Source organism: Edaphobacter flagellatus (assembly GCF_025264665.1).
GTDB classification, from domain to species: domain Bacteria; phylum Acidobacteriota; class Terriglobia; order Terriglobales; family Acidobacteriaceae; genus Edaphobacter; species Edaphobacter flagellatus.
Genome location: NZ_CP073697.1, coordinates 621,462 through 644,525 on the forward strand (window position 1 = coordinate 621,462; position 23,064 = coordinate 644,525).

A 23,064-nucleotide genomic window follows, 5' to 3' on the forward strand; every position below is an offset into this window, starting at 1 on the left:
TTTTGAACCCGGCCAACCCACCGGATTCTTATTTCTATCTTTCTAACGAGCGCGACCTGCAGGCTTTTTTTGCTTGGGAGCAACCGGCGCCTGCTGCGGCACGACTCCGCTCTTCTCATCCATCCAGGCATCCAGCAACGACTTCTTGAAGCGCCAGCGATTCCCCAGCTTGAACGCCGGAATAAAGCCCTCCGACGCATACCGGTACAAGGTGTCACCGCTGATGCCGAGATACTCCGACGCCTGCCGGATATCCATCACCTCGCGTGGTGCAGCCTGCGCTATCGGTGCCATCGGAAGAGAACGCTCCAATCCCAGAAAGAAACGGGCGAAAACCAAGGGTGAGCCCCGGTAAGCCCGGCAACTCTCTTTGTACCCCCTTTTTCTCGCCCGTACAATGAAATTTTTAGGGTATTTATCAGTAAATAACTGATAACCAAACACTAAACAGCATTCTTCGGAGGCTGCAGGCTCGTCATTACATCCAGCAGGTCCTGTCCGACCGTGCGCGTCTTCGCAATCGCGTCGGCCAGCGGAATGTCCGAGATCTCCGTCCCCTTCAGCACAACCAGGCGTCCGAACTTACCCTGGTGCACCAGATCGATCGCCTTCACGCCATAGCGCGAAGCCAGCATGCGGTCGTATGCCGAAGGCGTTCCGCCCCGCTGCGTATGGCCCAGGTTCACGCTGCGCGTCTCATACTTTGTCCGCTTCTCGATCTCCTCGGCCAGTTGCTGTCCAATGCCACTCAACCGCACATGGCCAAACGAATCGACCGAAGCTCCATGGGTCGCCTGCCCGCCTTCGGGGAACTTCGCTCCCTCGGCCACCACCACGATGCCAAACTTCTTGCCATGATCGTGCCGGTACTTCAACAGACGGCACACTTCGTCGATATCGATCGGCACCTCGGGCACTAGAATCGCATCCGCGCCGCCTGCAATGCCCGACGTAATCGCGATCCAGCCCGCATCGCGTCCCATCACCTCAACCACCAGCACGCGATTGTGCGCCTCCGCCGTCGAGTGCAGCCTGTCCACCGCCTCCGTCGCAATCGTCACCGCCGTATCGAAACCGAAGCAGGCATCCGTACCGCTCAGGTCGTTGTCGATCGTCTTCGGCACGCCAACGCACTTCACTCCACGCTCGCTCAGCGCCAGTGAGATCGACTGCGTATCGTCTCCGCCCAGAGCGATCAGCGCATCCAGCTTGTGCTTGGCAATCACTTCAAGGCACTTCTCGAACCCGCCAGGAATCTTCTTCACATTCGTTCTCGAAGAACGCAGGATCGTGCCGCCCTTCTGCAGAATCCCCGACGTCGTCTCCATGTTGAGCGGCATCGTCACGTCGTCAATCACGCCGCGCCAGCCTTCCATAAAGCCGACAAACTCGTCGCCGTAGTGCAGAATTCCCTTACGCACGACTGCACGAATGACAGCATTCAGCCCCGGGCAATCGCCACCACCAGTCAACATCCCAATGCGCATTGCATCTCCTTTTTGCGTTCGGCAAAATCATACCGCAGCGCGTACCGTGCTATTTACCGCCACCAGTCCGAACGCAAGGATGCACCAGGCACCACCTCGGTCGGAGAGCCTGGCTGCGGCGACCACAGCGCAATTCCCTTCTCCTCCGCCAGCGCCAGCATCCGCTCCATCGGCTGCTTCCATCCATGCAGCGCCAGGTCGAATAGCCCCCAGTGAATCGGCATCAGCAGCCCCGTCCCGCCGAGATCCTCAAACGCCTGCGCCGCGCCATCCGGCCCCATGTGGATGTCCTTCCACAGCTCGTTGAATGCGCCGATCTCCAGCATCGTCAAATCGAACGGCCCATGCGCCGCGCCAATCTCTTTAAAGCCTTCCCACCAGCCCGAATCCGCACCGAAGTACACCTTGTGACGCGGCCCCTGCAACACAAACGACGACCACAACGTCTCAAACCGGTTGAACATACTTCTCCCCGAGAAGTGCCGCGAAGGCAGCGAAGTAATCTCGAGCCCCTTGCTCGCTACCGTGAAGCTCTCCGTCCAACCCAGCTCCGTGATCTTCGTGCGATGCACGCCATACTGTTCCAGAATCTCTCCCACGCCCAGCGACGTCACCCACTCCACGCCGCGCATCGACTCCATCCGCGCCAGCGTCCGTATCGTCGATTCGCCCAGATGATCGTAGTGATCGTGCGACACCAGCACCACATCCAGCCGCGGCATCTCCTTCAACGCCAGCGGAGCAGCAAAGAACCGCTTCGGCCCCGCCCACCGCATCGGACTCGCCCGCTCATCCCACACCGGGTCCGTCAGCACACGCGCACCATCGATCTCAATCAGCAGCGACGAATGTCCCATCCACGTCACACGCAGCCCGCTCGCCACGGGCGTCTCGTAGATGCGCGCATCCGTCCGAAACGGCCCCAGCGGCGTCTTCGGAAACTTCTCTTCCTTATTCCTGAAGTACAGCGGAAGCGCCTTCCACAGCGTGCTCCATCCACCCACCTTCGTCGGAACAGGATTCAGATATCTCCGCTCCACCTGCACCGCCGGCCGTAAAAACGACTCCGCCTGCTCAGCCTCAGCTTCCACCAGATCCATCGAACGTCCTCCGCTCACACCATACAGATGCTGCAGCCAGCGCTTCGATCTTACCGCCTCAACGCTTATCCCTTCGACGTCGCCTCATCTGCATAGAACTTCGCGATCTCGCCCGCGTATCGCTCACCCACCACGCGTCGCTTCAGCTTCAGGCTTGGAGTCATCGTGCCATCCTCGACACTCCACTCCTCCGGCACCACACACACCCGCTTGATGCTCTCGAAGTGAGCCAGGTTCTTGTTTACGCTATCCACAATCTCCTGATAGACCTTGATCACCTTCGGGTCTTTCACCAGCGCCGCCGGATCCTCCGTCGTCACGCCCTGCGCCTTCGCCCATCCCTTCAGCGCCGCCAGATTCGGAGAGATCAGCACACTCACAAACTTGTGTTTGTCGCCCACCATCGCCGCCTGACCCACCAGCGTATTCGCCTTCAGCCTGTTCTCAATCGGCTGCGGAGCAACAAATTTTCCGCCGCTCGTCTTCAGCAGCTCCTTTTTGCGATCCGTAATCGACAAAAATCCATCCGCATCCCGATTGCCGATGTCTCCCGTCTTAAACCATCCGTCCTCCGTGAAGGCCTCCTGCGTCTCCTTCTCCTTGTTCCAGTACCCCACAAAGATCGAAGGCCCCTTCACCTCCAGTTCGCCATCTTCAGCGAACCGGCACTGCACATTCTCGAGCGCCTTGCCCACCGTCCCCATCCTGTACGCCTTCGGATAATTCAGCGCAATGACCGGCGAGGTCTCCGTCAGCCCATACCCCTCAAGAATCACGATTCCCGCATCCGCAAACCAGCCCGCCGTATCCATACCCAGCGGAGCGCCACCCGCAATAAAGATCCGCACCCGACCGCCAAATGCCTCGGCAATCTTGCCAAAGACCAGCTTCTTCGCCAGCTTCGAGCTCAGCCCACTCGGCTCCTTGCCTGCCACCGTCTCGGCCCTGTGTGCCTTCCCGACTCCAAACGCCCACTTCAGAATCCTGCTCTTCACCGGCGACGCAGACGACTTCATCTCCACCGCCTGCCGTATCTTTTCGTACAGCCGCGGCACCGACACAAAGATCGTCGGCTTTACCACCTTCATCGCCTCAGGAATCTGATCGAACTTCGCGCAGTACGCCAGCTGTGTGCCATGACACAGCAGCGCATAGTCCAGATGCCGCGCCGTCACATGCGACAATGGCAGAAATGAGATGCACACATCCTGATCGCCCAGCCCCAGCGGCCCCGTCGAGTAGTTCAGATTGCTCGCCAGATTCCCATGCGTCAGCATCACGCCCTTCGGCTCGCCCGTCGTCCCCGACGTGTAGATAATCGTCGCCAGATCTTCCGGACGCACCGCCTTCACCATCACGTCGAACGCAGCATCCCTCTGCTGCTTTGCCGGAGCATCCTTGATCAGCGCAGCAAAGCTTTCTGTACCCGCAAACTCGCCCGCATCCATCACCACCACATGTTCCAGCGCCGGCAACTCGCCCGCAGCCGCCACCTTCGCATACTGTTCCGCAGAAGAAACCACCGCCACCTTCGCGCCCGAATCCCGAAGCATGTATCCCACCTGCTCCGGCGTCAGCGTCGGATACAACGGGACATCTACCCCGCCGATCGCCAGCACGGCAAAGTCCGTCACCGCCCACTCCCATCGATTCTCCGAAAGCAGCGCCACGCGGTCGCCCTTGCCGACGCCCCAACCGCGAAGCACATCCGCCAACGCGCGCACGCGTCCATACAACTCCGCCGACGAGATCGGCGACCAGCTCACCGGCGTATCCTGCGACATCACCACCGTACGGTCGCCACGCCCCGTAGCCCGTACCAAAACATCATTTACCGTACGCAGATCAAACATGCTCTCTCCGTTTACTTGCCGTTAGTCTTTGCGCCGTCCAGCCTTGTTCGTGTGTCATTCCGAGCAAGCGCAGCGCGTCGAGGAATCCCCCGCATTTCGACCGCATCTGCAACCATGCACCAGGACGCCACCACGCTCACCCTGTAGCAATCCCATTCATCAGCACATCCATCACCTGCCGCGCCGTCGCCTTCGCATCATACGCGCGTCCCGTAAACACCGCAGAGCTCAGCAGCTCATCGATCGCGCCAAACATGCAGTGCGCCACCACGCCATCCGAGATGTCCTGCCGGAAGATTCCCTCCTGCTGCCCTCGCCGAATCACCTCCCGCACCACCTGGATATACCGCACCAAGTGATGATGCGAGAACTCAGCAATAAACTTCGCGCTCTGCCGCATCTCCGTCTGCATCAGGATCGCCATGCTCCGGTTCACCTGCGCACTCGCCAGATGCACCTCCGCAATGTACTCCAACTGCTCCCGCGGCCCCTTCAGCGTCTGGAACCGCTCTTCTACCTGACGATAGAACCGCTCAAACGTCGTGTCGATCGCCGTCCGCAGCACATCGTCCTTGCTCTTGAAGTAGAGATAAATCGTGCCATCCGCAACCCCGGCCCGCTTCGCAATCGCGCTCACCGGACAGTTGAAATAGCCCCGCTCGGCAATCACCTCCACTGCCGCATCCAGAATCTTCTGGTACTTTTCGCTCCCCGGCCCCGTCGAAGGAGCCGCGGATTTATCCCGCCCAGCCTCCTCCTCCACCCCCGCACCTGCACCCTTGCGCTTCAGTTCAGCCTCACCACCGGAAATATCCAGTCCCCCGCCACTCTAAAGAACCGACAGGCCCTTTGCCAAGATGAATCCGGATTCACCCGCATCGCGAAGAGCGCAATCAGCGATCTGCCCTGTCAGCGTTCGCTTTGATAAATCATTCCGTGCTGCGGTCATTCATCGAGACGGATCATATTTGTCGGGTCCAGCTAAGAAGGTATGAAGTACAGCATCCTGCTTATCGCTAACTTCATAACCCTGTTCATGGCCTGCTGGCCGAAAGCGTATACGGCCTTTGAAGGCGGAGCGCCCCATTTCAGCCGGAGCGAAAATCCTGTCAAGCCCCCTGAAATCGCAACTCACTCATTCCAAATCAAATAAACCCGATAAAATCTGCCGATAAGTTTCCCTCTCCTCGCTATACTTAAATCAGCAAACAAAGAAAAGCCCCGGCACGAAGCCGGGGCTAACTCATTTGGAATCTATATTTTTAGGGTTAAACCCTCTGCTTTGAATATTTTGCTTTGTTGAATCGCGCAAACCAAACAAAACAGGAAACTTACAAAAAGCAGAGAGGAGGGGGTAGGGGGCTACTTCGGATTGACCGTAGCAATCGATCCCGCCTGCAACTTGACCAACTCGTTCTGTGGCAACCGGCTTGGCCCCAGCACTGCCGTCTTCGGAATCGGCCCACGCGCCATCGCTACCTCATCGCACGCATAAAGCCGTGGACATGTCTGGCAGTCCTTGTAGATCTTGTCCGGCAGAACCGTCCGGTCAACGACGCGAAATCCGAAGTGAAAGAAGAAGTCGGGAATACGCGTAAACAGGCAGACCGAAGTCACGCTCTGCTCCTCCGCCTCTTCCAGCAGAGCACGCAGCAACCGACCACCAGCTCCCTGTCCCTTCGCCTCCGGCTTCACCACGATGGAACGCACCTCGGCAAGATGCGGCCCATAAAGATGCAGCGCGCCGCAGCCCAGAAAGACGCCGCTCTCGCTCTCCGCGACCGAAAAATCGCGAACGTTCTCGCATATCTCCGCATAGCTTCGGCGCAGCAACGTGCCATCGCCCGAAAGCGAGTTCACCAGCTCGAAGATGTTCACCGCATCCGGAAGCTTCGCCTTGCGCACAACCGCTCCGCCAACGCGTTCACGCGTCGACGCAGTCGATTCGCTGACAGGCATCAGAGACGAGTTAGACAATTGCTGTTTGCTCCAAACCCACGTTCGCGGAGTCACCCGCCTTCTTCGAGTATAAAGATGCAAGCAAGGCCCGATCCGTCGCAATCCTCTGCGACGCACCTTCCAAGGCATCCTTCACCTGCGCGCGAGCCGTTCCGCCGATCACGTCGTGGCAATCGAGCGTAGCCTCGAGCGTAATGGCATCGAAGAAGTCCGCGGCAAACTCCTCGCCGAAGCCGCGCAGCTCATCCAGCGTAAGCTCGTTCAGCTCACGCCCTGTCTCCAGCCCAAGCCGAACCGCCTGGCCGATCTTCTCATGCGCCTTGCGAAACGGAACGCCCTTGTGCGTGAGATACGTCGCAGCAGCCATCGCGTTCAGATAGCCTTTCTCCGCAGCAGCTTTCATCACATCCGCGCGGAACCGCAGCGCACCCGTAAACTCCGGCAGCAGACGCAGCATCCCGCTGATCGTATCCGCCGCATCGAACACAGGCTCTTGCCCTTCCTGCAGGTCCTTGTTGTAAGCCAGCGGAAGCCCTTTGACGATCGTCGCCAGCGTAATCGCCGCTCCTTGCAGGCGTCCGGCCTTGCCGCGAATCAATTCCGTCAGGTCAGGATTCTTCTTCTGCGGCATCGCGCTCGAGCCCGTCGAAAACCGCTCCGGCAGATCGAGGAAGCCAAACTCTGCGGTCGAATGCAACGTTAGCTCCTCGGCAAACCGCGAGATGTGCAGGCCGAGCACAGCGAGATTCTGCATAAACTCCAGCGCAAAATCGCGATCGCTCGTCGCATCCATACTGTTCGGCGTCGGCCCATCAAAATTCAACGCAGAAGCAGCGATGTGACGGTCCAGCTTCAGCGTCGCGCCAGCAATTGCTCCCGAGCCAAGCGGACAGAAGTTCAACCGTACGCGACAATCCTTCAACCGCGAGAAATCGCGCTCGAGCATCGAGACATACGCCAACAGCCAGTGTGCGACAAGCACCGGCTCCGCACGCTGCAGATGTGTATACGAAGGCATCACAGCATCGCCTGCGGCCTTCGCCGTGGCAATCAGCGCCTCGCGCCACGCGAGCAGGCCAGCGAGCGTCTCGTCAATCGCATCGCGCACAAACAGACGCATGTCAGTCGCAATCTGTTCGTTGCGGCTGCGGCCTGTGTGGAGCTTCAGCGCAAGATCGCCAATCTGCTTCGTCAACGTCAGTTCGACGAAATGATGGATATCTTCGGCTTCGGGATGCAACGCAGCAATCGCAGCAGCCGAAGCGGCATCCAGTTTTGCGCTCTTCGCCTCTTCGAGCGCCGCCGGAATCACGCCATCGAGACCATCGAGCATCTTCACCAGTTCGGCGTCAGTCAGAATGCCGGCAGCGGCGATGGCGCGAGCGTGCGCCTTCGACGCGGCCACTTCCTGTGGAAGCAGCCGCACATCGAAAGGAAACGAACGCTGCCACGACTCGAACCCAGGATCGAGCGGTTCACGGAACCGCCCCGACCACATCTTGCTCACTGCGAGCTCCTATCTCTGCATCGGTCCGATGCGGTTGACGACTATGTCAGCGAAGGACGTTTGCGCGCCTGCGTGCCGCGCCCGCGTCCGCTGGTAATGCGCTTCGCTCCACCCAGCAGCATCAGCAACAGAGCCTTCTGCGCATGCATGCGGTTCTCCGCCTGGTCGAAGACGATCGACTGCGGACCATCGAGCACAGCATCGGTCACCTCAGCGTTGCGGTGAGCAGGCAAGCAATGCATAAAGACAGCATCCTGCTGCGCATGCTTCATCAGCTCTTCGTTGACCTGATACGGCTTGAAGATCGGCGCACGCTTGGTCGCCTCGTGCTCGAAGCCCATGCTGGTGCAGACATCCGTATAGACGGCGTCCGCTCCCGTAACCGCCTTGACCGGATCGTGCAGCAGCGTGATGCTACCACCAGTCAATTCTGCGATCTCGATGGCTTTATGGATGATGTCGAGCTTTGGCGCGAATCCTTTCGGCGTCGCCACCGTGCAGTGCGCACCAAGCTGTGCCGCCATCAACATCAATGAGTGACACACATTGTTGCCGTCGCCTACATAGGTAAACCGAAGGCCCTCAGCCGATCCGAAGCGCTCTTCCAGCGTCAGGAAGTCCGCGAGCGCCTGACAGGGATGCTCGAGGTCCGATAGCGCGTTGACGACTGGAATCCTGGAGCACGAAGCCATCTCCGTGATCGTCTCGTGCGAGTAAGTGCGCAGCACGATCACGCTCATCCAGCGCTCGAGGTTCCGCGCCATATCCGAAAGCGACTCACGTTCACCGAGCGGTGACTGCGTCTGATCGACAAAGATCGCATTGCCGCCAAGCGTATTAATTGCAGATTCGAACGTAAGACGTGTGCGAAGCGATGCCTTCTCGAAGAACATCACCATCTGCTTGGCATCGAGTGCATGACGGAAGTCCTCGGGATGGTTCTTCACCGCATGCGCCAGCTCCATAATGGCTGCTGTCTCTTCCACCGTGAGGTCGGAGACCGAACAGAGGTCGCGTCCACATAGGCGCTTCGCCGCCTCGTTAAATGCCGTATCCGACTGAATGCCCAGTGTGACGGCAGGCTTACGTGCCGGCGTCTCTTCGTTTGCGTCCGGTTTTGTATTCATCACAACTGTCTTGCTACCCATGTATCTTCTCTCCCGCCGGCGAAGCGCCGGCAAGTTCCGTGTTGGCTTTTAGAAGCTCGTCGAGCGCAGTGACGGCAATCGTCACATGCTCGCGCTCCAGGATGTATGGAGGCAGAAAACGCAGCACCGTCTCGCTGGTCCGGTTGATGATGATATGGCGCTCCATCATCTGCGCAGCAACGCGCTTGGCAAGCTCGGCGGAGTTTAACTCAATGCCCAGCATCAGGCCGAGTCCGCGAACTTCAGTAATGCAGTCGTGACGCTGCTTTAGGCTCTCCAGCTCCGAACGGAAGAATCCGCCGACCTCTTCGATGTGAGCAAGCATATTCTCGCGCTGCATCGTATCGATCACAGCGATAGCCACGGCACAGGCCAGTGGACCACCGCCGAAGGTTGTACCGTGCATGCCTGGCGTAATGGCCGCAGCAGCCTTCTCAGAGCACAGCATCGCGCCCATCGGAATTCCTCCGGCGATCGGCTTTGCCAGTGTTGTTACATCGGGCAGAATGCCGTAGTGCTGGTAGGCGAACCATTTGCCTGTGCGTCCGAGACCACTCTGAATCTCGTCGGCGAGCAGCAACGCTCCGGTCGAGTCGCAAAGCTCACGCGCTGCCGCAAAAAACTCCTGCGAGACGGGATGAATACCGCCCTCGCCCTGCACAGGCTCGATGCAGATGCCGCAAACATCGGTTGAGAACTTCGCGCGCAGGTCGGCAACATCGTTAAAGCGGACGAACTCAACATCCGGCATCACGGGGGCAAACGGCAGGCGATATTTATCCTTGTGCGTCGTCGCTACCGAGCCCATCGTGCGGCCGTGGAAGCTGTGTTCGAGCGCAAGAAACTTCGTGCCGATCTTCCTGCCCTCTTCACGCGCCTTGGTCGCATTGGCGCGAGCAAGCTTCAGTGCTGCCTCCCACGCCTCGGTCCCACTGTTACAGAAGAAGACGCGATCAAGCCCACTGATCTCAGTCAATCGCAGAGCAAGGTTTGCAGTGCCTTCATGAAAGAAGAGGTTCGACGTATGCAGCAACCGCGCACTCTGGTGCGCGATTGCCTGCTCAATCGCGGGATGTCCATAGCCAAGCGCAGAGACGCCGATGCCACTAAGCAGATCGAGGAAGTGGTTGTCATTCTCATCGCGGAGATAGACTCCGTTGCCACTGACAAACAGGTAGGGATTCCGCTCGTAGGTATTCAGCAGCAGTTTATTCTCTGCAGCCTGAATCGATGCCAGGTTCATGCGACCATGACCTCCGTTCCGTCGTTGACTCGTGTGGAGCAGATGTCCGGCAGCAGTGCCGCGGACTCCGCAGGAAGAATGCGTACGCGCTTGACACCATGCGTCAGCGCCTCGCGACAAGCATTCAGCTTAGGCAACATGCCGCCGGAGATCACCTGCTGCTTCTCCAGCAGCGGAATCTGCGGAAGGGACAGCCATCGCATCACAGTGCCGTCAGCACCTTTGACTCCCGGCACGTCGGTCAGGAAGACCAGCGCGTCGGCCTTAGTCGCAATAGCGCAGGCTGCAGCCATCTCATCAGCATTGATATTGTAGTACTCCCCATCGAAGCCAAGTGCAATGGACGAGATGACCGGCACAGCGTGCATCGTCCAGATGGCCTCGATCCAGCGCGGATCGGTCGCGGCGATCTCGCCGACGAAGCCGAGATCGGGATTGGTCTTCTTTTTGCGTGCGCGGAATACGTGACCATCTCCGCCAGAGAGCCCCACAGCAGCTTGTCCATGCGTGGCCAGCGAGGCCACGAGCGACTTGTTGACACGTCCGGCCAGAACCATCAGCGCAGCATCGCGCGTCTCGGCATCGGTCACACGAAGACCGGAGATGAACTCACTCTTTTTACCAAGCTGCGCCAGCGTCTTCGTCAGCTGGACACCACCGCCATGTACCACGGCAACCTTGTTACCGTCGGCTACCAACTCGGCAATCGCTTTGCCGGTGGCGTGCAGCAGCTTTGGATTCTCCAGGCCAGCGCCGCCAAGTTTTACAACGAATCTCACAGCAGCCCCTCCTCTTCCTTCCAACCACACATCACATTCATGTTTTGTACCGCCTGACCTGCTGCCCCCTTCAAGAGATTATCGAGACACGAGACAATCACTAGGCGTTGGCCGTCTTCGGCGAGTGTAAAGCCGATGTCGCAGAAGTTTGTGCGCACGACATGCTGAATCTGCGGCAGCTGCGGCGTCGTGTGCAAGCGCACCATCGGGCTGTCCTTATAGAAGGATTGGAACAGCTCGCTGAGTTCGGACGCTGCGGTCTTTTTCTTGAGCCTCAGGTAGATCGTCGACAGAATGCCGCGTGGGATCGGCAGCAGATGCGGCGTGAACTGAATCTGATCGGCGCTGAGATGCAGCTGCTCCAGCAGCTCGCCCGTATGCCGATGACCGAAGACTGCATAGGCAGAAAGATTGTCAGCTGCATACATGAAATGCGTCTTCGACGTGGGAGCTTTGCCAGCTCCACTAACGCCAGACTTCGAGTCGCAGATGATGCCGCGGTCGAGATCAATTACTCCAGCCTGCGTCAGCGGAGCAAGCGCGAGGATAACCGAAGTGGAGTAGCAGCCAGGATTGGCAACCAAACGCGCCGTGCGGATAGCATCGCGGTGCAGCTCCGGGCATCCGAAGACTGCCTCGGCCTGAAGCTTCGCCGCCTGCGCTGCGTCGGCATCATGCAATTTGTAGACTGCACGGTTCGCATCGTCGTGCAGCCGCCACGCTCCGCTGAGATCAATAACGCGGATGCCACGGGCGATCGCTTCCGGAGCCCACTCACGTGACTGCTCATGCGGCGTCGCCATGAAGAGAATTTCTGTGCCTGCATCGGCGATGCGGTCCCAGTGAAATGGCTGCACTGCGTGGGAAGAGCTGGCGGCAATCATCGACAGGTGAGGATGAATCTCCTCGATCGTCGTCGTGGACTCAGTCGCCGTCTCTCCAGCGCGGCCCAGAAACATAGGTGCAATGCCCTGCATACCAGGGTGACGCAGAAGCAGGCGGGCGAGCTCGCCCCCGGCATAGCCGCTCACTCCGGCAACGGCAACACGCGGCACACGCCGCACTGCCGCCTTTGCTGAGGCGGCCTCCGTCGATGTCTCCAGAACACCTGAATTAGCCAAGATAACCTTCGATCTTCGTCTTCAACTTCGTTGCCTGCTCCATATCGGGGCAGATAATCAGTACGGCGTCGTCCCCGGCGATGGTTCCCACAACCTCCGGAAAATCCTCGTAATCAATGCCGGCGGCGATAGGTTGCGCACCACTGGTCTTCGTAATCAGCACCAGCAGGTTCATCGCCTGGCGCACTTCCAAACCAAAACTCTGCAGTACTTCACGGATGCCGGGAAGTGAATCTTCCTCGTCTCCATTGCCGTTCGACAGCGAATATCCGCCCGGTCCTTTCGACAATTTCAGCTCGTGAATGTCACGGGAGAGGGTGGCTTGTGTAACATAGAACCCACGCCCTGCTAATTTTTGCCGTAACTCGTCCTGATTCGAGATGGGCGCTTTACTAAGCAGCTCTCGAATTACGGTATGACGTTGCTGTTTCATTTCTGTATCTTTTGCCGCTCTTTTTTGATGGCTGATAGGTCTACAGCACTATTGCATAAATATACAGTGTAATGTATATTTATGCAATGACTCCACGAGGAGTCCCCCTACAACCTTGACGGAAAGGTATCTCCGATGCAACTTCCCACGCGTCGGACGTATAGTGAATTATGGAACGGTCTCGCGCTCACGTCTCTGCTCCTACCTCTATACCCTCCTGCGTTCGTGCGAACCCGGGCTCATCTTTGATTGATGAGCGGTTCGACCACGACTCCTGCGGCGTCGGTTTTGTCGCCTCGATTCACGCCAATTCGACTCATACTATTCTCAAACAGGCTTTAACCGCACTTGGCCGCCTGGCTCATCGCGGCGCAACGGCTGCTGACGGCAAGAGCTCGGATGGTGTAGGTATTCTGGCGGGTATTCCTCGCGAGTTTTTTATTCGAGTTGCCGGACTTTCTGTCTCTCCGGATGCTCCCCTTGGCGTAGGCATGCTCTTTATTCCCAAGGACGAAACCCGCGCCGAAGCGCTGCTGGAGCGCGCGTTGCAGTCACATGATCTGACGGTTCTTGCATGGCGTGACGTTCCAGTAAAGACCGAATATCTCGGCGAGATGGCACTCTCGACCATGCCAAACATTCGTCAGGTTCTGGTTACAGATGCTGAGGGAGCGGAGGCTGGAACCACGGAGCGGCGCCTGTATCTCGCTCGGAAGCAGTTCGAGCGCTCGCATGAGCGCGGCGACGTCACCGGCTATATCTGTAGTCTGTCCACACAGACAGTCGTATACAAGGCCATGTGTACGGGCGTCGATCTTGCAGCCTTCTACCCTGACCTTGCAGCGGAAGACTATGTCACTCCTTTCGCAGTCTTCCACCAGCGTTACGCCACTAACACCCTTCCCACCTGGCACCGTGCTCAGCCTGGACGCACACTCGGACACAATGGAGAGATCAACACGGTGTGGGGCAACCGCGCCCGCATGGCAGCGCGCGACTCAACGCTCCCAGTCGAGTGCAAGCCTGTCCTGACGCAAGGTGGGACGGACTCCACCAGCCTGGATGAAGCCGTCGAGTTGATCTCCCACAACGGACGCACGCTGGCTGAAGCCATGCGCATGCTGCTGCCGCCTGCAGTTGTGGCAGGACACACCTCATCCTTCCTTCGCTATCACGCTGACTGCGCCGAACCGTGGGATGGGCCGGCCGCGATCGCCTTCTCAAATGGCCGCATGGTTGGCGCTGTGCTTGACCGCAACGGACTACGTCCCTGCCGCTTCTCTGTGACCAAGGATGGACTGGTCGTCGCTGGTTCAGAGGCTGGCCTTGTCGATCTCGACCCAAATGAAGTAACGCATAGCGGACGCCTCGGTCCGGGACAGATGTTGCTCATCGACCTGGAGAAACATGTCCTTTATGAGGATGAGGAGCTGACGGAGCTGTTCGACGCGGGAGCGACCTACGCCAAGCTGCTTGAAGATGCTTTGCTGGAGCCGGTTGCTGCCGAGCCCTATGGCGATACCTCTGCTCTTGCGACCATACAGCGTGGCTTCGGCTACACGCGCGAAGACGTGAAGATGATCCTGCAGCCGATGGCGACAGACGGCAAGGATGCTGTCTGGTCGATGGGCGACGATACACCGCTCGCCTTTCTGGCACGCACGCCACGACCTGTATACGCCTACTTCCGCCAGCGTTTTGCGCAGGTGACGAATCCTCCGATTGATTCTCTGCGCGAATCGATCGTTGTTTCACTGCATACGCGTCTCGGCCCCTGGCCTCACATGCTGGACAAGAATGCTCCCCTGCCCGGCATCTCGGTGCCTTCGCCGTTCCTTTCGCTTGGACAGGTAGCGGCATTGCGGGCCGGAAAGTATCCGCATCAGCCAGAGCTTCACCTTGCTGAGCTTGATTGCCTATTTCCATCTGAGAGCACGCTGCTCGCAGGGCTGGATGCGATTTCGATGCAGGCCATTGAGCTGGTGCGCAACGGTGCGCGCATCCTGTTGCTGACGGACCGCCGCGCAAGCGCCAAACAACTTCCTGTTCCGATGGCAATGGCAACAGGTGCTATCCATGAAGCGCTGGTCTCTGCGGGCCTGCGTACGCTTGTGGGTCTTGCTGTCGAGGCTGGCGATTGTCGCGACATCCACCATGCCGCGGTCCTTATCGGCTACGGCGCGGGTACTGTTTGTCCATGGCTCGCTCTTGAGACGGGACGTGCAGTTGCCCCTGCAGGCACCGATCCGGACGTGGCCGAAAAGAAGATGTTGAAGGCGCTCGACGCCGGATTAGCCAAGGTGATGTCGAAGATGGGCATCTCTGTTGTCGACAGCTATCGCGATGCGCGACTGTTCGACATTCTCGGTTTGCATTCAAGTGTCGTTACTCGTTGCTTCCCGGAAACTCCTGCACCGCTCTCCGGCATCGGCTTTGCCGAGGTGGAACGCCAGCTTCGCCAGACATGGCAACCTGCGAGCGAGCAAACTCCTGCTTCGGCCGATCTGCCCGACTACGGTTGGGTACGCTTCCGCAAAGCGGATGTTGCCGAGCCACATGCGTGGCAGCCGCCAACCGTCAAAGCTCTGCAGTCTGTTGTTGGCAGCGCACGCAATGTGCCGCAGCCAACCGATCCCGCGGGTGCGTTCGCTATCTACACACGCGACATCATCTCTCGCGATCCTGCTGTGCTGCGCGACCTGCTGGAGATTCGTCCGGCAGGTGCAGAGTTGAGCCTCGATGAAGTCGAGAAGCCTGCAAGTCTGACAAAGCGTTTTGTCGCCAGTGCAATGTCGCTTGGCTCGCTCAGCCCAGAAGCCCATCAAACGATAACCGCGGCGATGAACATGCTCGGCGCACGCTCGAATACTGGCGAAGGCGGCGAAGATTCCGCCGTATACAAGATCGCCACAGCAGGTGGTAGCCTTACGCCTTCGTCCGGCGGCACAAGCACAGCTGTTCATGCACAGGGTGGTGTAGCGGTTGCCGAGCCTCTGGTCGCAGCACCGGCGGTCCACGTCTCACTGAACAATAAGATCAAGCAAATCGCCTCCGGTCGCTTCGGCGTTACAGCGGAGTACCTCGCTCATGCCGAAGAGATCGAGATCAAAGTGGCTCAGGGAGCCAAGCCCGGCGAGGGCGGACAGCTTCCTGGCCATAAGGTCAGCGGCCTGATCGCGCGGCTTCGTCATGCGCAGCCTGGGGTTGCGTTGATCTCCCCTCCTCCGCATCATGACATTTACTCCATCGAAGACCTTGCGCAGCTGATCTATGATCTGAAGCGCGTCAATCCGAAGGCAACCGTTGGAGTAAAGCTGGTTTCAGGATGCGGCGTTGGCACCGTCGCTGCCGGTGTTGCCAAAGCATATGCAGATTACGTCGTTATCGCCGGCAACACGGGAGGCACCGGAGCTGCAGCACTCTCGAGCATCAAGTATGCCGGTAATCCGTGGGAGCTTGGACTTGCTGAGGCCCAGCAGGTGCTGATCCAGAACGGGATGCGCGGACGTGTACGCCTTCGTACCGATGGTGGCCTGGCAACTGCGCGTGATGTGCTGGTCGCCGCATTGCTAGGTGCCGATGAGTATGCTTTCGGCACGGCCGTGCTGGTCGTGCTGGGTTGCGACATGGCGCGGCAGTGCCACCTGAACACATGCCCCACAGGCATCGCCACACAGAAACCTGAGTTGCGCGCGAAGTTCCGCGGCAAGCCGGAGCATGTTGTCCGTTTCTTCGAGCAGCTCTCTGCCGATCTGCAGCATATGCTGGCGCGCTATGGTCTTCCCTCTCTTGAAGCAGCAATCGGACGCTCCGATCTGCTGGAGCAGGTACGCTTCGATGGCAACCTCGACCTGGCTCCCATGCTGGCTCAGGTTGGCGATGGACCACGTCGCTGGATGGGAGGACGCAACGATCAGCCGCAGCCCAAGCCTCCCATCGATGAGCAGTGGGTTGTACCAGCGCTCGATGCGGTGGAAGCCGGTAAGCCTTATGTGGTCGAGTCGACGATCGCCAACAGCGACCGCTCCGTTGGAGCACGTCTTGCGGGCGAGCTTGCACTGCGTCGCGCACAATCTGATCTCCACGCTGACGTCACCTTCCGTCTGAACGGCATCGCGGGTCAATCGTTCGGCGCTTTTGCGGCAGATGGCATGAAGCTTGTACTCGAAGGCCAGGCAAATGACTTCGTGGGCAAGGGACTCTCCGGCGGCGAACTCATCGTTCGCGCACGAGGTCTTGCAGCCAAAGACAGTGGCCAACATGTGATCATCGGCAACGTAGCTCTTTACGGAGCAACATCCGGCAGACTGTTTGCTGCGGGACGCGCTGGCGAACGCTTCGCCGTCCGCAATTCCGGCGCAACTGCGGTCGTTGAAGGTGTTGGCGACCACGGTTGTGAGTACATGACCGGCGGAACAGTCGTAGTGCTGGGCAAGGTTGGCTTGAACTTCGGGGCTGGCATGACCGGTGGCGTAGCTTGGGTCTATGACGCAGACGGCAACTCCATCCGTGGCGACCGCTTCCATCCGGAATTCATCACGCCCGAAACCTTCGACTCTGTCGACGCGGAAGCGCAGGAGTTCCTCAAGCACTTGCTCGAACAGCACACCAACCTTGCCGACAGCGGACTGGCGCGAACGATGTTGGCAGATTGGCCAACTTATTCGAAAGCCTTCATTAGGTTGACACCCAAACCGCAGGCATAGCTGCAATATAGCTTCATCGATAGCCCCGGGAAACCGGGGCTATTTGCTTCTTTGAACCGGTTATCGATTAGCGGAATCTTTTTCTTGCGCTAATCGCTCCGCCTTTCTCTTTTCAAGAGTTGCCTCTCTTTGTATGTGTATAAATGGTGGCAAGAGGAGACCACTGGATGGACGCGCTCACGCTTCATCGGATCCACTTCGCCTTTACCATCACCTATCACTACCTCTTCCCACAACTCACCATGGGATTAGCGCTTCTTATCGTTGTAATGAAGACGGTCGCGCTACGTACAACCGATGATGAAAAGCGCGAGTTTTACGACGTCGCTGCTCGGTTCTGGGCGCGCATCTTTGCAGTGAACTTCGTACTTGGCGTTGTTACCGGTATTCCAATGGAATTTCAGTTTGGCACGAACTGGTCGGAGTTCTCGCGACGCACGGGAGGAGTCATCGGCCAACCGTTAGCGATGGAGGGCGTCTTTTCTTTCTTCCTCGAATCGGCTTTCCTCGGCCTGCTGCTCTTCGGAGAGCGGCGCATCTCGCGCGCACTTCACTGGTTTGCAGCCTTCATGGTCTTCGTCGGATCGTGGATATCGGGATTCTTCATTATCGTGACCGATGCGTGGATGCAGCATCCCGTCGCCTACAAGTTGCTGCCGCATGGAATCTATGAGGTAACAAGCTTCTGGGGTTTGCTCATGAATCCGTGGGCCTGGATTCAATACGCACACAATATGTCTGGCGCCGTGATCACAGGCGCATTCGTCGTAGCGGCAACCGGAGCGCTCTATCTGCTGCAGGGCCGGTTTGAGCCATATGGTCGCATCTACGTCAAAATAGGCGTCATCGCGGGAGTCGCTTCATGCATCGCGCAGATCTTTCCAACTGGCGATATGCATGGCAAGTACATGGCGAAGCATCAGCCCGCAGCGGTAGCAGGAATGGAAGGGCTTTTTCATTCAACTCCCGGCGCTCCGATTGTGTTGATGGGACAACCCGATGTCGAAAATCAGACGATCGACAATCCACTAGTCGTCAACAAGGTGCTTAGCTTCCTCATCTATGGCACAACAGCGGCAGAAGTTAAGGGCCTGGATCAATTTCCCAAAGAAGACTGGCCTGGCGCCTTACCGCTGCTGTTTTACAGCTATCACATCATGGCCGGGCTTGGGACCTACTTCGTCGCTCTTATGGCCGTGGCAGCTTTTCTACTCTATCGCGGTACGCTCTATTCAACGCGATGGATTCTGTGGCCGCTTTTACTCAGTTTCCCGCTCCCCTATATCGCAAACACCGCAGGCTGGATGACTGCTGAATTAGGCCGCCAGCCGTGGCTCGTTTATGGTTTGCTACGAACATCGGAAGGCTACTCCAAACATGTCGGCCCCGGAACGAGCTTGTTTACTCTGCTCGGTTTTCTGGGAATGTATTCGGTACTGTCGATCCTATGGATCGTGATGGTTTATACGGCAATTCAAAAAGGACCGAGGGCTCCTGCGGTCGATGCAGGCCATGATGGACACACGTTGACAACGGCATAACTCTTCCACGAGGAGAAGCGATGGGAACACTTTGGTTCTGGATTGTGGCTGCAATGTTGACCATATATGTCGTCCTCGATGGATTCGATATCGGCGTCGGTATTGTCTATCTGTTTGTTGCGCGGACAGAACAGGACAAGCGCAAAGCCATGCATGCCATCGGCCCAGTTTGGGATGGCAATGAAGTCTGGCTGATCGCGGGCGGAGGCACCCTGTTCTTTGCGTTTCCACTGCTCTATGCGTCTTCGTTTAGTGGCTTCTACCTTCCGCTGACAATTGTGCTCTGGCTATTGATGATCCGCGGCTTAAGTATCGAACTCCGGGCACACACCCACGACAAGGTATATATCAGCTTATTTGATACAACGTTCTCTCTGTCCAGCATATTGCTGGCAATCTTTTTTGGAGCCGCATTGGCCAATGTAATTCGCGGAGTCCCACTCGGTACCGATGACTACTTCTTCCTGCCCTTGTGGACCAATTGGAGAACTGGAGCTAACCCTGGCATTCTTGACTGGTACACCGCCATCGGTGGCGTCCTTGCCCTGCTCGCTCTGGCGCTTCATGGTTTGCTATATCTTGCCCTCAAAACCGCGCATGCATTGAATGAACGCGCTACAGCTATGGCGAAACGGCTTTGGCCTATTGTGCTTCTTCTTACATTGGCCAGCATTCCGGCAACTGTAATCGCCCGTCCGGAATCGCTGGCTCACTATCGCGAACACGGCGCATTCTGGCTTGCACCAGCAGCAGTTATCACAGGACTGGCTACTGTCGCCGTATCCCTCGCTCGTGGCTGGGAGTGGCGAGCATTCTTAGGTTCATGCTTATACCTAGCGGCCATGCTGGTCGGCGCAGCAGCAGGTTTGTTCCCAGTCGTGCTTCCATCCGTTGGTACAGCAGGGCGCGATATTACAATCGACCGCGCTCTCGCAGGTCCGCACACCTTACGCGTGGGCTTGGCATGGTGGAGCTTCGGTATCACGCTGGCGGTCATCTATTCAGTTACGGTTTACTGGCTCTTCCGCGGCAAAGTACCAGAGCACGCAGAAGGTTACGGGCACTGAACCAAGCTACCAAGCATGATGGAAGCCATCTCTCTCCGTGAGACGAACCTCCGTTTGGAAAAGATTGCTAAGCCGTTCCTCCGTCAGCAGACTCTTCCGCGGACCATCGGCAGCAATGCGTCCATCTTTCATCATCAGGATGCGTTCGATCTCGGGAATGATGTCGGAGACATGATGCGTGATCAACAGAATGCCTGTCCCCTGCTGTGCAAGATGCCGTAGCAACTCGCGCAGATCGCGCTGCGCGGCGAGATCAAGCGCATTCGAGGGTTCGTCGAGAAGAAGCATCTGTGAAGAAGCAACGAGCGCGCGGCCAATCATGATGCGCCGCTGTTGGCCGGCAGACATGTGACCCACCAGCTTGTCGCGCAATGGGTCCGCGTCGATCAAAGCAAGAACCTCATCGGCACGAACTCGCATCTCGTCTGTCACCATAAGATTCGGCCAGAGCGTGGATGAAGAAAAGAAGCCAGTCAGCACCGCATCCCGCCCGGTTGTCGTCAATGTATGCTTCCCTGGCAACTCAGTCGAAACGACGCCGAGACGTTTCTTCAGCTCCGTAAGGTCCCAACGCGCTCGCCCAAAGATACAAACATCCATCCCATCTTCAACAATCGGGTAGCATTCGCAGGTGATGGTTTTAATAAGCGTCGATTTGCCACATCCGTTTGGACCAAGGATAGCGATGTGTTCTCCAGTATTGACGGACAAATTGATATCACGAAGGACAATATTCTCGCCGCGGGCAACGTTAACATGCTTCAGTTCAAGAAAAGGTGGCATTCCTTTCTAGAATAGATGAAATAGCAGATACCCCCAAAGAGTAACCAACTTCTAGATTGAGTAGCCAGCTCGCTTGAAAGGCATTGTCCTTACTCGATCACCGGTAGCGGCGAAGATGGCATTGCTTAATGCTGCAGCCAATGGTGGCAAGCAAGGCTCTCCCAGTCCAGCGGGACGGAAATCCGACTGGATGAAGTGGACCTCTACCGGCGGCGCGCTGGCCATCCTCAGAATGGGATACTCGGCAAAATTACTCTGCTGAATACGCCCCTCTTCTACACCGACCTCCAGCCCCACGGCCGTGGATAGAGCATCGATTGCACCTCCCTGTGCCTGATTTTCGGCGCTGCTCATGTTGATGATTGGGCCAATATCTCCAACGACTGTGATCTTGTGGACAGTGATGTGCTTGTTGGCGTCGACGCTCAGTTCCACGGCCTCAGCAATATGGCCGCCATACGAACAGGCGAAGGCAATGCCGAGTCCACGGCCTGCGGGTAGCTTCTTTCCCCATCCGGATTTTTCTGCGACCAGTTTGAGAACACCTGCGGCACGTGCGGGATTATAGGTACGACTGAGGTCGGGCGGAGGACCTTGCGCTGGTTTGGTCAACGGCCTGTTGAACCACTCCAGCAGAAACTCAACATGATCGCGTCCTGCAGCAACCGATAGCTCGTGCAGGAAGCTTCCAACAACAAACATCTGCACATTATCTGTTGGAGCGCGCCAGGGGCCGCACGGAATCATCAACGGCATCAGGCTCATGGCATAGCGCACATTGGGTGCGATATCCGTGGGGAAGCTGTTGCCGCTACGGCTTCCGCCTGTGACTGCCCGTTTACCATCTGCCGAAAAAGCTACGAGATGGTTCTGGAAAGCAGAGAGCTTCCCACTTTTATCGACTGCGCCCTTCAGGAAGTGATAGCCACCTACACGGAAGAAATCGTGGGCAAAATCATCTTCACGCTTCCATTGCAATTTGACGGGAGCCTTAACTTTCATTGCGATGGCGGCAGCTTCGCACAGGTAATCATTCATTAGTCTGCGACCAAAACCGCCCCCAGCGCGTGTCTGATGGATGACAACTTTATCCTCGGGCAGATTGAGCATTTTAATGATCATGGCCAGGCCGCGATCGGACTGCTGGCTTGGCGTCCACATTTCCATCGTGCCATCATGCCACCAGGCCGTACTGTTTTGCGGCTCAAGCTGTTGATGCGAAACCATGGCGTAGTCGTAAGAAGCCTCGACGATCTTTCCTGCAGCGGCGAAAGCAGCGTCAACATCGCCCACATTGATCTCGGGCGGGGGCATCGCTGCACTCAGTTCCTTGGCTTTGGCAGCTGCCTGAGTGAGCGAGTCCTTCGATGCAGCACTTTCGTCCCATTCGACCTTGAGCGCAGCCTTGGCGCGGAAAGCATCCCAAGTGCTCTTGGCAATGATGGCAACACCTGGCATCACCTCCAGCGGCGTGCCTGTGCCTTCGAGCGTAAAGGCATCGACAATACCCGGCATCTTCTTAATCTCGTCCAAGTTGGCACTTTTGACTTTACCGCCAACCGCAGGACACTTTGTGTAGCTGGCATACAGCATCCCTGGAAGCTGTACATCGATCCCGAAGAGCGGTTTACCGGTAACAACCTTCTGGTTATCGACACCCGTGAAACGTTTGCCCAGCAGCTTGTACTGCGCACGTGTCTTCAGCGGAACCTTGGTGGCATCCGGCACTGGCAGAGCCGATGCGACTTTGGCCACAGCGCCGTATGTAAGCTTTCGACCAGATGACGTGTGTGTGATAACGCTGGATGCAGCGGTGCACTCCGTTTCGGACACGCCCCACTGCTTCGCCGCGGCGGCGATCAACATGGCACGAGCAGTCGCTCCAGCTTGCCGCAGCTGATCCCATCCACGCGGAATAGATGTAGAACCGCCAGCACCTTGATAGCCATAGACCTTAGGATTGATCGGAGCCTGATCGACCTTCACCGTGCTCCAGTCTGCATCAAGCTCCTCCGCGATAATGAGGCCAAAAGCGGTCTTGATCCCTTGCCCAATCTCCGGCCCCTTGGAAAAGACGGTGACGGTATTGTCAGGCGCGACACGGACAAACGCATTGAGTGTGGTAGTTTCACTGCCGCTAGTCTCGGCGCGAGCAGAACGCGTATCCAGATAGAAAGCCAGTGTCAGACCGCCACCAGCGAGCCCTGCAAGCTTAATAAAGGAGCGCCGTCCCATGGTTGAAATGATGGGCGATGAGATCGTCTCGACCTCGGCAATGAGAGCCTGGATCTCGGTATCGTACTGTGCGAATGTCTCTGCAGCCGCCATGAAATGTCT

General features: G+C 57.7%; 18 protein-coding genes. 4 read left to right on the forward strand and 14 right to left on the reverse strand.

The genetic code is table 11. The features are described from left to right. Positions 1 to 42: 42 nt before the first annotated feature. From KFE13_RS02455 to KFE13_RS02475, 5 genes are all read right to left on the reverse strand, one after another. Positions 43 to 294 (reverse strand): helix-turn-helix domain-containing protein, encoded by a 252-nt coding sequence (locus KFE13_RS02455; RefSeq protein ID WP_260705546.1) that lies wholly within the window; start codon positions 292 to 294, stop codon positions 43 to 45. A 149-nt stretch (positions 295 to 443) separates the two neighbouring features. After that, a complete protein-coding gene (locus KFE13_RS02460; RefSeq protein ID WP_260705547.1) occupies positions 444 to 1,487 on the reverse strand; it encodes a 6-phosphofructokinase in 1,044 nt (347 codons plus the stop codon). Between the two features lie 53 nt (positions 1,488 to 1,540). Next, positions 1,541 to 2,587, reverse strand: coding sequence for an MBL fold metallo-hydrolase (locus tag KFE13_RS02465; RefSeq protein ID WP_260705548.1), 1,047 nt, complete (start codon positions 2,585 to 2,587; stop codon positions 1,541 to 1,543). Positions 2,588 to 2,652: 65 nt separating this feature from the next. Further along, a complete protein-coding gene (locus tag KFE13_RS02470) occupies positions 2,653 to 4,440 on the reverse strand; it encodes an AMP-dependent synthetase/ligase (RefSeq protein WP_260705549.1) in 1,788 nt (595 codons plus the stop codon). Between the two features lie 136 nt (positions 4,441 to 4,576). Next, entirely contained in the window at positions 4,577 to 5,203 is a 627-nt protein-coding gene (locus KFE13_RS02475) for a TetR/AcrR family transcriptional regulator (RefSeq protein WP_260705550.1), read from the reverse strand. A gap of 228 nt (positions 5,204 to 5,431) precedes the next feature. Here KFE13_RS02475 and KFE13_RS02480 point away from each other — a divergent pair, with 228 nt between their 5' ends. Then, on the forward strand, positions 5,432 to 5,593 hold the full coding sequence (locus tag KFE13_RS02480) for a hypothetical protein (protein ID WP_260705551.1): 162 nt from the start codon (positions 5,432 to 5,434) through the stop codon (positions 5,591 to 5,593). A 209-nt stretch (positions 5,594 to 5,802) separates the two neighbouring features. Here the strand turns inward: KFE13_RS02480 and KFE13_RS02485 are convergent, their stop codons facing one another. The 7 genes from KFE13_RS02485 to KFE13_RS02515 are packed head-to-tail and all read right to left on the reverse strand — an operon-like array spanning position 5,803 to position 12,630. Beyond that, on the reverse strand, positions 5,803 to 6,399 hold the full coding sequence (locus tag KFE13_RS02485; protein ID WP_260706890.1) for a GNAT family N-acetyltransferase: 597 nt from the start codon (positions 6,397 to 6,399) through the stop codon (positions 5,803 to 5,805). A 10-nt stretch (positions 6,400 to 6,409) separates the two neighbouring features. Beyond that, positions 6,410 to 7,897: an argininosuccinate lyase gene (argH, locus tag KFE13_RS02490; RefSeq protein ID WP_260706891.1), complete on the reverse strand. Its 1,488-nt coding sequence runs from the start codon at positions 7,895 to 7,897 to the stop codon at positions 6,410 to 6,412. Between the two features lie 50 nt (positions 7,898 to 7,947). Continuing rightward, positions 7,948 to 9,054, reverse strand: a complete 1,107-nt coding sequence (gene argF / locus KFE13_RS02495) for an ornithine carbamoyltransferase (RefSeq protein WP_260705552.1) — start codon at positions 9,052 to 9,054, stop codon at positions 7,948 to 7,950. Next, complete coding sequence (locus tag KFE13_RS02500) at positions 9,047 to 10,297, reverse strand: aspartate aminotransferase family protein (protein ID WP_260705554.1); 1,251 nt, start codon at positions 10,295 to 10,297, stop codon at positions 9,047 to 9,049. Before KFE13_RS02500 ends, argF begins: the two co-directional genes overlap by 8 nt. Beyond that, positions 10,294 to 11,076 (reverse strand): acetylglutamate kinase, encoded by a 783-nt coding sequence (gene argB / locus KFE13_RS02505; protein ID WP_260705555.1) that lies wholly within the window; start codon positions 11,074 to 11,076, stop codon positions 10,294 to 10,296. Before argB ends, KFE13_RS02500 begins: the two co-directional genes overlap by 4 nt. Then, complete coding sequence (gene argC / locus KFE13_RS02510; protein WP_260706892.1) at positions 11,073 to 12,140, reverse strand: N-acetyl-gamma-glutamyl-phosphate reductase; 1,068 nt, start codon at positions 12,138 to 12,140, stop codon at positions 11,073 to 11,075. Before argC ends, argB begins: the two co-directional genes overlap by 4 nt. Positions 12,141 to 12,189: 49 nt before the next feature. Next, complete coding sequence (locus KFE13_RS02515; protein ID WP_260705556.1) at positions 12,190 to 12,630, reverse strand: arginine repressor; 441 nt, start codon at positions 12,628 to 12,630, stop codon at positions 12,190 to 12,192. A gap of 170 nt (positions 12,631 to 12,800) precedes the next feature. On the opposite strand from KFE13_RS02515, the gene KFE13_RS02520 reads away from it, so the two are divergent. The 3 genes from KFE13_RS02520 (at position 12,801) to cydB (ending at position 19,944) form a co-directional block, all read left to right on the forward strand. Further along, a complete protein-coding gene (locus KFE13_RS02520; RefSeq protein WP_260705558.1) occupies positions 12,801 to 17,336 on the forward strand; it encodes a glutamate synthase-related protein in 4,536 nt (1,511 codons plus the stop codon). A gap of 167 nt (positions 17,337 to 17,503) precedes the next feature. Next, positions 17,504 to 18,877, forward strand: coding sequence for a cytochrome ubiquinol oxidase subunit I (locus tag KFE13_RS02525; protein ID WP_260705559.1), 1,374 nt, complete (start codon positions 17,504 to 17,506; stop codon positions 18,875 to 18,877). Between the two features lie 20 nt (positions 18,878 to 18,897). Beyond that, entirely contained in the window at positions 18,898 to 19,944 is a 1,047-nt protein-coding gene (cydB, locus tag KFE13_RS02530; protein ID WP_260705560.1) for a cytochrome d ubiquinol oxidase subunit II, read from the forward strand. Positions 19,945 to 19,950: 6 nt separating this feature from the next. Here the strand turns inward: cydB and KFE13_RS02535 are convergent, their stop codons facing one another. After that, entirely contained in the window at positions 19,951 to 20,727 is a 777-nt protein-coding gene (locus KFE13_RS02535) for an ABC transporter ATP-binding protein (RefSeq protein ID WP_260705562.1), read from the reverse strand. 51 nt (positions 20,728 to 20,778) lie between these two features. Next, entirely contained in the window at positions 20,779 to 23,055 is a 2,277-nt protein-coding gene (locus tag KFE13_RS02540) for a xanthine dehydrogenase family protein molybdopterin-binding subunit (protein ID WP_260705564.1), read from the reverse strand. Positions 23,056 to 23,064: the final 9 nt, after the last annotated feature.

Bases quoted from the DNA above. Each gene is read 5' to 3' on its own strand.
- KFE13_RS02470 (WP_260705549.1), bottom strand. From the start codon at position 4,440: ATGTTTGATCTGCGTACGGTAAATGATGTTTTGGTACGGGCTACGGGG.
- KFE13_RS02515 (WP_260705556.1), bottom strand. From the start codon at position 12,630: ATGAAACAGCAACGTCATACCGTAATTCGAGAGCTGCTTAGTAAAGCG.
- KFE13_RS02520 (WP_260705558.1), top strand. From the start codon at position 12,801: ATGGAACGGTCTCGCGCTCACGTCTCTGCTCCTACCTCTATACCCTCC.
- KFE13_RS02485 (WP_260706890.1), bottom strand. From the start codon at position 6,399: ATGCCTGTCAGCGAATCGACTGCGTCGACGCGTGAACGCGTTGGCGGA.
- KFE13_RS02525 (WP_260705559.1), top strand. From the start codon at position 17,504: ATGGACGCGCTCACGCTTCATCGGATCCACTTCGCCTTTACCATCACC.
- KFE13_RS02540 (WP_260705564.1), bottom strand. From the start codon at position 23,055: ATGGCGGCTGCAGAGACATTCGCACAGTACGATACCGAGATCCAGGCT.
- KFE13_RS02460 (WP_260705547.1), bottom strand. From the start codon at position 1,487: ATGCGCATTGGGATGTTGACTGGTGGTGGCGATTGCCCGGGGCTGAAT.
- argF (WP_260705552.1), bottom strand. From the start codon at position 9,054: ATGGGTAGCAAGACAGTTGTGATGAATACAAAACCGGACGCAAACGAA.
- KFE13_RS02480 (WP_260705551.1), top strand. From the start codon at position 5,432: ATGAAGTACAGCATCCTGCTTATCGCTAACTTCATAACCCTGTTCATG.
- argH (WP_260706891.1), bottom strand. From the start codon at position 7,897: ATGTGGTCGGGGCGGTTCCGTGAACCGCTCGATCCTGGGTTCGAGTCG.
- cydB (WP_260705560.1), top strand. From the start codon at position 18,898: ATGGGAACACTTTGGTTCTGGATTGTGGCTGCAATGTTGACCATATAT.
- KFE13_RS02465 (WP_260705548.1), bottom strand. From the start codon at position 2,587: ATGGATCTGGTGGAAGCTGAGGCTGAGCAGGCGGAGTCGTTTTTACGG.
- KFE13_RS02500 (WP_260705554.1), bottom strand. From the start codon at position 10,297: ATGAACCTGGCATCGATTCAGGCTGCAGAGAATAAACTGCTGCTGAAT.
- KFE13_RS02535 (WP_260705562.1), bottom strand. From the start codon at position 20,727: ATGCCACCTTTTCTTGAACTGAAGCATGTTAACGTTGCCCGCGGCGAG.
- KFE13_RS02455 (WP_260705546.1), bottom strand. From the start codon at position 294: ATGGCACCGATAGCGCAGGCTGCACCACGCGAGGTGATGGATATCCGG.